General features: G+C 61.2%; 10 protein-coding genes. 9 read left to right on the forward strand and 1 reads right to left on the reverse strand.

The features are described from left to right. Positions 1-106 precede the first annotated feature (106 nt). Complete coding sequence (locus tag ACO0LO_RS15580; RefSeq protein WP_422965148.1) at positions 107-1,378, reverse strand: aminotransferase class I/II-fold pyridoxal phosphate-dependent enzyme; 1,272 nt, start codon at positions 1,376-1,378, stop codon at positions 107-109. 232 nt (positions 1,379-1,610) lie between these two features. Here ACO0LO_RS15580 and ACO0LO_RS15585 point away from each other — a divergent pair, with 232 nt between their 5' ends. The 9 genes from ACO0LO_RS15585 to ACO0LO_RS15625 form a co-directional block, all read left to right on the forward strand. After that, positions 1,611-2,816, forward strand: a complete 1,206-nt coding sequence (locus tag ACO0LO_RS15585) for a DUF2252 domain-containing protein (RefSeq protein ID WP_422965149.1) — start codon at positions 1,611-1,613, stop codon at positions 2,814-2,816. Between the two features lie 384 nt (positions 2,817-3,200). Further along, a complete protein-coding gene (gene mrtJ / locus ACO0LO_RS15590) occupies positions 3,201-3,620 on the forward strand; it encodes a JDVT-CTERM system glutamic-type intramembrane protease MrtJ (protein ID WP_422965150.1) in 420 nt (139 codons plus the stop codon). A gap of 27 nt (positions 3,621-3,647) precedes the next feature. Continuing rightward, positions 3,648-5,843: a choice-of-anchor D domain-containing protein gene (locus ACO0LO_RS15595; RefSeq protein WP_422965151.1), complete on the forward strand. Its 2,196-nt coding sequence runs from the start codon at positions 3,648-3,650 to the stop codon at positions 5,841-5,843. An 85-nt stretch (positions 5,844-5,928) separates the two neighbouring features. Beyond that, positions 5,929-6,444: a TlpA family protein disulfide reductase gene (locus ACO0LO_RS15600; RefSeq protein ID WP_422965152.1), complete on the forward strand. Its 516-nt coding sequence runs from the start codon at positions 5,929-5,931 to the stop codon at positions 6,442-6,444. Beyond that, positions 6,441-6,698, forward strand: coding sequence for a DUF4266 domain-containing protein (locus ACO0LO_RS15605; RefSeq protein ID WP_422965153.1), 258 nt, complete (start codon positions 6,441-6,443; stop codon positions 6,696-6,698). The genes ACO0LO_RS15600 and ACO0LO_RS15605 overlap by 4 nt, the downstream gene beginning before the upstream one ends. 66 nt (positions 6,699-6,764) lie before the next feature. Continuing rightward, on the forward strand, positions 6,765-7,949 hold the full coding sequence (locus ACO0LO_RS15610) for a DUF3570 domain-containing protein (RefSeq protein WP_422965154.1): 1,185 nt from the start codon (positions 6,765-6,767) through the stop codon (positions 7,947-7,949). Further along, positions 7,943-8,866: an FAD:protein FMN transferase gene (locus tag ACO0LO_RS15615; protein ID WP_422965155.1), complete on the forward strand. Its 924-nt coding sequence runs from the start codon at positions 7,943-7,945 to the stop codon at positions 8,864-8,866. Before ACO0LO_RS15610 ends, ACO0LO_RS15615 begins: the two co-directional genes overlap by 7 nt. A 96-nt stretch (positions 8,867-8,962) precedes the next feature. Continuing rightward, positions 8,963-10,831 carry a protein-disulfide reductase DsbD gene (gene dsbD / locus ACO0LO_RS15620; protein ID WP_422965156.1) on the forward strand — a complete coding sequence of 623 codons (1,869 nt, stop codon included), beginning with the start codon at positions 8,963-8,965 and terminating at the stop codon, positions 10,829-10,831. Between the two features lie 51 nt (positions 10,832-10,882). Next, the coding region (locus ACO0LO_RS15625) for an FAD-dependent oxidoreductase (protein ID WP_422965170.1) at positions 10,883-11,008 on the forward strand (126 nt) is incomplete at its 3' end.

Here is an 11,008-nt window from a genome sequence, read left to right on the forward strand (position 1 = left end):
CGCGATGCAGGCATGTTCTTTCATGCTAAAGAAGCGAGATTTTTATTCGTATCGGACAAATCCTATAATCCGGTCAGACTGTGGAGCAGGCGTTGGCGCTTTTCGATCATGCAAGTAAATCTGCTTCAGCCTCTTCGGCGAATACGTCGGCATCATCGGCATCATCGGCAATCCGCGTGCGCCTGCCGGCCAGGCCGGCCATTACGCTGACGACGTGGTCTATCTGCGCCTTGGTGTGGCCTGCGTTCATCATGAAGCGCAGCCGTGCCTGGCCTATGGGCGTCGCCGGGAACTGCACCGAGTCCACGTGGATGCCTTCCTTGCGCAGAGCCTGTGCATGCCGCTGGCATTCTTCCGCGTCGCCGATCAGCACGGGCACGATGGGTGTCTGGGTCGAGGTCAGCCGGTATCCCAGCGGGCGCATGCGTTCGACGAAATAGCGCTGGTTGGCCCACAGCCTCTCACGCCGCTGCGGTTCTTCTTCCAGCAGATCCAGCGCAGCGATGAGTGCGCTGGCCTGGTCCGGAGGCGGCGGGCAGGTAAAGCCGTAGGCGGAACTGGTGAGGCGGATGACGTCGGCGATTTCTTTTTCCACCGCGACAAAACCGCCTATGGAGCCGAGCGCCTTGCTCAGCGTTCCCATCTGCATGATGCTGGGGCTGTAGCAGTTGAAATGCTCGGACGTGCCGCCGCCGTTGACGCCCAGGATGCCGGTGGCGTGTGCGTCATCGATATACAGGATAGCCCCGTAACGCTCCGCCAGCATGACCAAATCCGGCAAGGGCGCGATCGTGCCTTCCATGCTGAACACGCCGTCGCTGACGATGATGGGCGAGGTGCCGTCGCCGGCCTTGAGCAGCGACTCCAGGTGGTTCATGTCGCCGTGGCGGTAGTTGTGCTTGAGGGCGCCCGACATCTGTATGCCTTCTCGGATACTGATGTGGTTGAACTCGTCATTGTAGTACACGTATTTGCGGCGCTTGGCAGCGCGGTAGCCGTGCAGGCGCGCCATTGTGCCCGCCTTGACCAGCGTGGACAGCACGCCGAGGTTCGTCATGTAGCCGGTCACAAAAAGAACTGCATCCGATTTGTGCTTCAGCGCGCCCAGGCTCGTTTCCAGTTCGCGATAGACGGGAAGGTCGCCTCCCAGCAGCCGCGATTCGCAGTTGCCCACGCCATAGCGGTCCAGTCCGTTTTTTGCCGCCGCCACCAGGCGCGGATGGTTGGCCAGTGCCAGGTAGTTGTTGGTGCTGAACGATACATAGCTGCGCCCGTCCGCCGAAAAGCGCGGGTCAGGCAAATTATCGTGCACCGCGGAAGTGTGGTGCACGGAGTGGCTTCTCAGCCAGTGGGCGATTTCGCCGAGTTCGTTCATCATTTCTAATTCCTGCAACAAAATTCTTCAGGCCAGCATGTTGTGAGCATGGCCCGTGTATCATCGCTACGGATACTACGTTTCCATGCTGTCAGTAACTTGACGGGAAGCTGACAAATAGCTGACAGCATGCGGACGCCGTGCGGTGATGAAAAAATTTTTATATTAATTAAACAAAATTTAACTAATCTGGCGATTTTCTAGCGCTGTTTTAATTGCTGTCCAAGAGGTGACCATGCTCGACCCTTGCCGCGCCATCCTGTCCTTTAACGAAGGCCGCGACCCTGAGCGCCTGCAGATGAAGTACGCCAACATGCGCCGCAACGCGTTCATATTCCTGCGCGGTACCTGCCATCTTTTCTATGCGAGGCTGGCGGAGGCCGGAAACATCTTGCCGTCGCCGGCAGCCTGGTGCTGCGGCGATCTGCACCTGGAAAACTTCGGCAGCTATAAGGGTGACAACCGGCTGGCGTACTTTGACATCAACGATTTCGACGAGGCGGCGATGGCGCCGCTGACCTGGGACCTGGTGCGCTTTGTCTGCAGCGTGCTGGCCGGCGCAGAAAGTCTGGGCCTGCGCAAGCCGCAGGCGAGGGCGCTGGGCCGGGCATTCCTGGCGTCTTACCGCGAAGTGCTGATGAAGGGGAAAAGCCGCTGGGTGGAAAGGGATATCGCGAGCGGATTGGTCGGCACGCTGCTGGGCAGCCTGGCGCAAAGGCAGAGGGCGGCATTTCTGGACCGGCGCACCGTGCGCAAGGGTGCGGCGAGGCGGCTGCTGGTGGATGGGCGCAAGGGCCTGCCTGTCACGCCGGCGCAACGCAGCAGGGTAGAACGGTTTTTCAGCGAATTTGCGCCGTCGCAGCCGGACCCGGCATTCTTCAAGGTGCTGGACGTTGCCAGGCGCGTCGCCGGTACCGGCAGCCTGGGCATAGAACGCTATATTGTACTGGTGCAGGGCAAGGGCAGCCCGAATGGGAATTTCCTGCTGGACCTGAAGCGCGCACAGCCTTCGTCGATGGCGGCCAGCCTGAAGCGCGCGCAGCCGCAATGGAAGACCGAAGCCGAGCGCATCGTCACGCTGCAGCGCCGCCTGCAGGCCGTGTCCATGGCTTTCCTGCATCCGGTAAAAATGGGCAAGCGCGACTATGTGCTGCGCGCGCTGCAACCGTCCGAAGACCGGGTGACGCTGGACGGCGCAGTCAACTCCTTGCAAGAGATGGAAGACGTCATGCGCACGATGGGGGAGGTCGTCGCCTCTGCGCACTTGCGCGGTGCGGGCCGGCAGGGCTCCGCCATTGCCGACGAGCTGATCGCCTTCGCGCAAAAGAAAAAATGGATCGCCGACGTCATGGCAGCGGCGCAGGATTGCAGCAAGCAGCTAGCCAAGGACTGGCAAGCGTATTGCAAGGCCTATGATCGGGGTTTTTTTTCCCAGAATTAATTCCAGTCTCGACACCGGGCACCTTGCCGGCGTCTTCCTGCTCTTGCGCTTGCCGGGTTTACTGGCATCCCAGGCTCCACGACGGCTTCAGATCCCCCCTCCAAGTCCTTGCGAACGGCGTTAATTGACGCCGGCCCGCAAAAGGTTCAAACAAATTCAAATTTTTTTTAGCGGCTTGCCGACAGCGGCGGCGGTACATGCCGTATCAAAATATTTTTATAAAAATCCAGTTCCGGATTGAACCATCCTCCCGGCCCTTTGCATTTACCTACTGAAAACGGGCCTGCCCAAAGCTGTCCGGGGACCGCTGTTTGCATCGCCCTTGCATTGTCCTTGCATTGAGCTTGACCGCATGGCCTGGATAACGACGCCTTTCACGCTTTTATGAATTTTATCTACCTGTTCCTGCCGTTGCCCAGTTTCTGCGGCGACCAGTTGCACCATCCCGACGCCGGGGTGTTGCTGCGCCTGCTGTTGCTGGCGCCACTGCTGGAGGAATGGATAGTGCGCGCGGGCCTGCAGGAATGGATGATACGGCGCAGCCTGCCGGCCGGCATGGCAGTACCGGCAGCAGTAGCGGGCAGAGGCGGCATGCAGATGTATGCCGTGCATATTGTTCCCGTGCTGGTATCGGCTTTGGGTTTCAGCCTGCTGCACATCGCTTCCGGTCTCATCGCTGCGGAGATGGTGTTCCTGCCGGGGCTGGCGCTGGCGGGTATCTACCAGGCGACGCGAGACTGGCGCCTGTGCGCTTTGGTTCACTGTCTTTTTAACGCCTTTGCACTTTGTTTTTGTGGTTTTTAAATTTGTCCAATTACCCAGGGAGAATCTATGAACAGGCCGCACACGCGTCTATTCAGTCTGCTGCACCAACTGCGCAGTATCACATTCTATGCCGTGCTCGGCTTGGGCAGCATTGCTCCCGCCGCACACGCTGCCGATGCGCTGAACGGCAAGAGCATCTTTTTAAACGGCCCTCCGGCCGGCGGCCCGGCCTGCGCCAGCTGCCATGGCCCCAGCCCGGCAAACAATGTCAACGGCATCCTGGCGGCGGCAAATAATCCGACTGTCATCAGCAATGCATTTGCACAGAACCTGGGCGGCATGGGTTCGCTGTTCAACGGCAAGCTGAATGCATCACAGATCGCCGACCTCGCGGCGTTTATCGGCAATCCCAATGTGACGGCAGCGCCGGCGGCAACCGTGTCCCCGTCCACGCTGACTTTCTCCGGCACTACCTTAGGCCAGACCAGCGGTGCGCTGGAGGCTACGCTGTCCAATAGCGGCTCCGCTGCACTGAACATCGGCAGTCTCAGCATCACCGGTTCTGCCGCAGGCGATTTCCTGTTCGTCGGTGGCGGTACTTGCGCCAACGGTGGGGCGGTCGCTGCCGGCGCGAGCTGCACCATCCATGCTGCCTTCAAGCCGACGGTAGTCGGCGCGCGCGCGGCGTCCATCAGCATTACGCATAACGCGACCGGCGGCAGCAGCACCATCGCGCTGAACGGCACCGGCAATGCCGTGCCGCAGGCCAGCATTGCGGTATCGGCTAACAGCCTCAGCTTCGGTTCCGTACTGCTGAATACCCCGTCCACGGCGCAGGGCGTCACGGTCAGCAACAGCGGCCAGACAGCACTTAACCTGACAGCCATCAGCCTGTCCGGCACCAATGCCTCGGTATTCACGCTGGGCGGAACCTGCAGCACGCAGGCAGCGGTCGCGGCCGGCGCCAGCTGCTCCATCCTCGTGCAGGCCAATCCCACTAGCGCGGGCAATTTCTCGGCCAGCCTGAACATCACGTCCAATGCATCCAACGGCGCGGCCGCCATCAGCTTGTCCGCCACCGGCGCTGCGCCGCTTGCGGTAGTGGCAGCGAGCCCGACTGCAGTTGCCTTCGGCAACCAGACCATAGGCACACCGGCTACGCAGACCGTGACGCTGACCAATACCGGCAATATTGCCGCGACATTCACTTCCATTGCGGTAAGCGGCTCGTCCGACATCGCCATCGGTACAGGCAATACCTGCGGCGCCAGCCTGGCCCCAGGCGCGAAATGCGCGGTTCCACTGGTATTTAATCCTTCCGCAGCAGCAGCCGTCACTGCCAGCCTGGCAATTGCTTCCAATGCAGCGGCGGTGCAGGTCGGCATCAGCGGCACCGGCACGGCCAAGGCAACCGCCAAGCCTGGCTTGTCTGATTCCGGCAGCATTGCGTTTGACGATACCCAGGTCGGTAAATCTTCCGCAGTCCACACTACGACGTTGAGCAATACCGGCACTGCTGCACTGAAGATTACATCGCTGGTTCTGGGCGGCGCGCAACCTGGCGACTTCGTGCTCGGCGGCACCTGTGCAACCAATGCAACAGTCAATCCTTCCGGCAGCTGCACCGTCGAATCAAGCTTCAAACCATCGGCAGCCGGTGCGCGTGCCGCCAGCCTGCTGCTGGTCACCGACGCCGGTGCCCAGTTCAACCTGGCGCTGGCCGGCAATGGCATCGCAGTCGTGGTCAGCACACCTATGCTGAGCATCACGCCGCAGTCTTTCGACTTCGGTGCGGTGACGATAGGCGGTACGGCGCCGACCAAGCGCTTCACCTTGAGCAATACCGGCACTTCCGCAGTGTCGTTGACCAGCGCGACCTTCAGCGGCCCGTTCTCCGGCGTCGCCGATAGCAGCGGCTGCCCGGTTCTGCCTTTCTCACTGCAGGCCGGCACTTCCTGCGACCTGGTGGTGCAATACCTGCCGGTCAGCGCCGGCACCAGCAACGGCAATGTCGTCATCCAGTCCAGCGATGCAGCCACCAAATGGACGATTTCGTTCAGCGGCGAGGCCAGCGTAGCCACTCCGGTTAATTCGGGTGGATCGGGTGCAACAGACGGCAGCGCACCGCAAAACCATGGCGGCGGCGGTTGCTCCGCAGCGGAAAGCGGTAACGATCCTCTGCTGGTGCTGATGGTGTTCATGGCCCTGCTGGTGATCGTATGGCGCCGGCGCCAGGCCAAAGCCGGCGTATCTCCGCGGTAGCACATGCACGGGAGCGCAGTTTGTCCTGCGACTGCGTTCCCGGCGATGTTCCGTTTCTTCTGCTTCCATCCGATCAGGTGTCTCCATGAATGTATTCAGCACTAAGAAAATCCAACTCTACCGGGCCGCGGCAGCCCTAGCAGGGTTGCTGTGCCTGCCCCATGCGTTTGCGCTGGAAAAAGGCAGCACTGCACCCGCCTTTGAACTGAACGGCGCCGACGGTACCGTCAAACTGGCGAAATACCAGGGCAAGCTGGTCTATCTCGATTTCTGGGCTTCCTGGTGCGGCCCGTGCCGGCAGTCCTTTCCGTGGATGAATGAAATGCAGTCCAAATACGGCGCCCAGGGTTTGCAGATCATCGGCGTCAACCTGGATGCAAAAAATGACGACGCGCGCAATTTCCTCAGCAGCACGCCGGCGCACTTCACCATCGCCTTCGACCCTTCCGGCGTCACGCCGCGCAACTATGGCGTCAAGGGCATGCCGAGCAGCCTGCTGATAGGACCGGACGGCAAGGTCCTGTTCGAGCACAGCGGCTTCAAGGAAGCCGACCGGGCCGAGCTGGAAAGCAAGATCAAATCCCTGCTGGGAGCCAAATGATGAAAACACTGATGAAACCGGCCGTTTTAAAAAAATGCCTGTGTATCGCCGTATCAGGCGCCGCGCTGGCAGCCCTGTCCGGCTGCGCGCAGTTCGGCAATGTGCAGCCATGGGAAAAGGGCACGCTGGCGCGGCCTGAAATGACCTTCGGCGGCGACAAGCTCGATTCCCGCTATACCGAGCACATCTACACCAGCCGCGAAGCAGCATCCGGCGGCGCCGGTGTCGGTGGTGGCGGTTGCGGCTGCAATTAAGACCCAACTCTGAGGTCCAACTGACGCCACGTTGAACGCTGATTGCGTATTTAAAGAAACCCCGATATGACGACAAACAAACCGCTTATTCCCGCTGTTGCCGCCGGCAGTTCTCCCTCTGCCGGCCAGGGGGCGCTGGGCTCCGCCATTCTCGCCGCGGCGCTGGTGCTGCCCGGCATACAGGCCGCACATGCCGATACGGCGCCTGAGAACGGCATCTTCAGCCTCAAATATCTGAACTACCAGGACAGCCAGCCCGGTTTTGACCGTATCACCGCGCACTCGCCGTCCATCTATGTGATGACGCCGGTCGCTGGCGAATGGTCGATAGAGGGCACGTTGACGTCGGATGATGTTTCCGGCGCTTCGCCGCGCTACCATACGGCAGTGTCCGGTGCATCGCGGATGAACGACCAGCGCACCGGCGCGGACTTTGCTGTGAGCCGTTATTTTTCGCGCGGCAGCGTGACAGTGGGCGCCGCCTATTCGACCGAGCACGACTATGAATCGCGTGCACTGTCGGTACAGGGCAATGTGTCCAGCGAAGACAAGAATACGACCTGGTCTTTCGGCGTTGGCGGCGCGCGCGATAAGATCAACCCTGTCAACCTGATCGTCGTCAACGAGCACAGGCGCACCAATGATTTCCTGCTTGGCGTGACCCAGGTGCTGACAGCGCAGGATATCGCCCAGCTGACGCTGACGCGCAGCCAGGGCAGCGGTTATTTCTCCGATCCCTATAAGGATGTGGACAACCGCCCGCGCACCCGTAATGAAACCGCGCTGCTGGCGCAATGGAACCATCATTTCTCCGGCACCGACGGCACCAGCCGCCTCAGCTACCGCTACTACACGGATACCTACAAGATCCGCGCGCATACCTTCAGCGGCGAATATGTGCAGCCGCTGTCGCAGGGCTGGACGGTGACGCCTTCGCTGCGGTTCTACACGCAGAGCGCCGCCAGCTTTTATTTCGACCCTGTGTACGACACGCAGCTGGGCGCGCCTTTCCCGCCGGGATATGTGTTCGGCTCCGGCCAGTTTACGTCGGCAGACCAGCGCCTGTCCGGTTTTGGCGCCGTTACCGTCGGCATCAAGGTCGTGAAGCAGTTGACGCGTGACTGGTCCGTGGACCTGAAGCTGGAGTCGTATGAGCAGCGCGGCAGCTGGCGCCTGTTCCATGACGGCAGCCCGGGGCTGGAACCTCTGCGCGCGCAAAGCATACAGATAGGGGTGAACAAACAGTGGTAGCAGCAGCCGCATCAGTATTCCGGATTGCGTTCGATGCGATGGCCAGCCGCTGCGAGGTGAGGCTGGCCGCTGCCGACGAAGGCGCTGCGGCAGAGGTGGCGAAGGCGGCGATCGGGGAGGTGAAGCGGATAGAAGCAAAATATTCACGCTACCGGCCTTACAGCATCGTCTCGCGCATCAATGCCGCCGCCGGTTCGGAATGGATAGAGTGCGATGAGGAAACTGCGGCGCTGCTGGGATATGCCGACAGCATTTACGCTGCCAGCGGGGGCTTGTTTGACATCACCTCCGGCGTGCTGCGGCGTGCCTGGGATTTTCGCAATGCAGTTTGCCCGACGCCCGAGCAGCTGCGGCTGCTGACCGCGCTGATAGGCTGGGACAAGGTGCAGCGGGAACCGCGCCATGTGCGTCTGCCGAAGGCGGGCATGGAGCTGGATTTCGGCGGTTTCGGCAAGGAGTACGCAGCCGACCGCGCAGTGGCCGTGCTGATGGAGCAGGGCGTGCAGTCGGGCTACATCAACCTGGGCGGCGATATCCGTGTCATCGGTCCGCAGCCGGACGGCAGACCGTGGGCAATCGGCATACAGGACCCGCGACGGGTGGATGGCATTGTTGCCACCATCCCTATCAGCCACGGCGCTCTGGCCACCAGCGGCGATTATGAGCGCTACTTTGAACTGGACGGAAAAAGGTATTGCCACATCCTCGATCCGCGCTCCGGCATGCCGGTGCGCTACTGGCGCTCGGTCAGCGTGCTGGCGCCGCTGGCGATTGCCGCCGGCAGCTGTTCCACCATCGCCATGCTGAAGCAGGAAGAAGGGCTGGCTTTCCTGGAGGCTTCCGGCATGCGCTACCTGGCCATGGACGGCGAGGGTAATTTGTTGCACAAGAATGCCTTACAGTCCGATGCGGCATGACGTGACAGACGATAAATGTGGCATGAAGGCAGCCGGTACCGGACATCGAATATGTATCATTTGAACCCAATTGAACAATCTGAAGCGGAGAGCTTGATGAAACCTGGTCAACTACAAAGATGGGTGCTGGCACTCGTCGCTTTTTTTACCTTGGCGCTGCTCGGCGGCGCCGCGCTGGCCGATAATTTCCTGGAGCCGGAGCAGGCGTTCCAGGTGCAGGCGGAACTGAAGGATGCTAAGACCCTCGTGGTTTCCTGGACCATTGCGCCGGGCTACCACCTGTACCGGGAGCGCCTGAGCTTCAAGGCCGGACAGTCCGGCGTGGTGCTGGGCGAACCCAAGCTGCCTGCAGGCATACGCAAGTTCGACACCAACTTTAACCGCGAGCTGGAAACCTATGAAAACCGTCTGGTAGCGGAAATCCCGCTCACGCAGGCGGGGCAGGGCCAACAGTCATTCACGCTGACGGTGGGCTACCAGGGATGCGCCGATGCGGGCTTGTGCTATTCGCCTGCGGAGCAGTCCTATACGGTTGATACTTCCAAACTGGGCCCACTGGCCGTGGCGCCGGATGCACCGGCAGCCACTACAGTAGCCGCCACGGTTTCAGCATCTCCGGCAGCGGCAGCGCCTGCCGCAGAAGACGACAGTTCACTGGCCCAGCGCACCTTGCAAAGCGGCAGCGTCTGGCGCATCGGCGGAGCCTTCCTGCTGTTTGGCCTGTTATTGTCATTTACCCCTTGCGTGCTGCCGATGGTGCCTATCCTGTCGTCGATCATTGTCGGCCAGGGCGAGGTGTCGCGCGGCCGTGGATTCATGCTGGCGCTGGCCTATTGCCTGGGCATGGCGCTGGTATATACGTCGCTGGGCGTTGCGGCAGGTCTGGCCGGTGAGGGGCTGGCCGGCGCCTTGCAAAAGCCGTGGGTGCTGCTGACCTTCGGCGCCTTGCTGGTAGGCCTGGCCCTGTCGATGTTTGATGTGTACCAGTTGCAATTGCCCAGCGGGCTGCAAAGCCGGCTGAGCCAGACCAGCGGCAACCTCAGCGGCGGCCGCTTTGCCGGCGTATTCATCATGGGTGCGCTGTCGGCGCTGATCGTCGGCCCCTGCGTCGCAGGCCCGCTGGCAGGCGCCTTGCTGTACATCAGCCAGACACGCAATATCTGGATAGGCGGCTGGGCGCTGTTCTCGATGGCGGTCGGCATGAGCGTGCCGCTGCTGCTGACCGGTATTTCCGCGGGCAGCCTGCTGCCGCGTGCCGGCGCGTGGATGGAGCAGGTGAAGAAGGTGTTCGGCCTGCTGCTGATCGCCGTTGCGATCTGGATGGTATCGCCGGTATTTCCCGTTCCCGTGATGATGGCAATCTGGGGCAGCTTCGCCATCCTGTGCGCCGTATTCCTGCATGTATTTGACGCCTTGCCGGCCAATACCCGGCTGCGCGCCTATGTCGGCAAGACGCTGGGCCTGGTGTTTCTGGTGGGCGGCATGTTCGAGCTGGTCGGTGCTGCCAGTTCCGGCAACGATGTGTTGCAGCCGCTGAACCATCTGCGCGTTGCCGGCGCGGAGCTTGCGGGCAATGCGGCTTCTGCCAACGCTGCCGGGGCTGCGGAAGTGAAGTTCACGCGCATCCACAGCGTGGCCGAGCTTGACCAGACGCTGGCGTCGGCCAAGACGCCGGTCATGCTGGATTTCTATGCCGACTGGTGCGTGTCGTGCAAGGAGATGGAACGCTTCACTTTTTCCAAACCACAGGTCGGCACGCAACTGAAGCAGGTTCGCCTGTTGCAGGTGGATGTCACCGCCAACAGCGCTGACGATAAGGCGCTGATGAAACGCTTCAGCCTGTTCGGCCCGCCCGGCATCATCCTGTTCAATGCCGCCGGCACGGAAATTCCGCAAAGCCGTATCATCGGTTTCCTGGAGCCGGAGCGTTTTATCGAGCACCTGTCGCGTTACCTGGCTTCCTGATAGCTTGAACCTGTCCCTGGCTTCACAGGCATCTTTTAACCACGAATTGTTATGTCCACACCAAAACACGCCAAAGTCCTGATCCTCGGTTCCGGCCCCGCCGGCTACTCAGCCGCAGTCTATGCCGCCCGCGCCAACCTGAACCCGGTGCTGATCACCGGTGTGGAACAAGGCGGC

It is taken from the genome of Undibacterium sp. TJN25, from assembly GCF_049339885.1.
Taxonomy (GTDB): Bacteria; Pseudomonadota; Gammaproteobacteria; order Burkholderiales; family Burkholderiaceae_D; genus Undibacterium.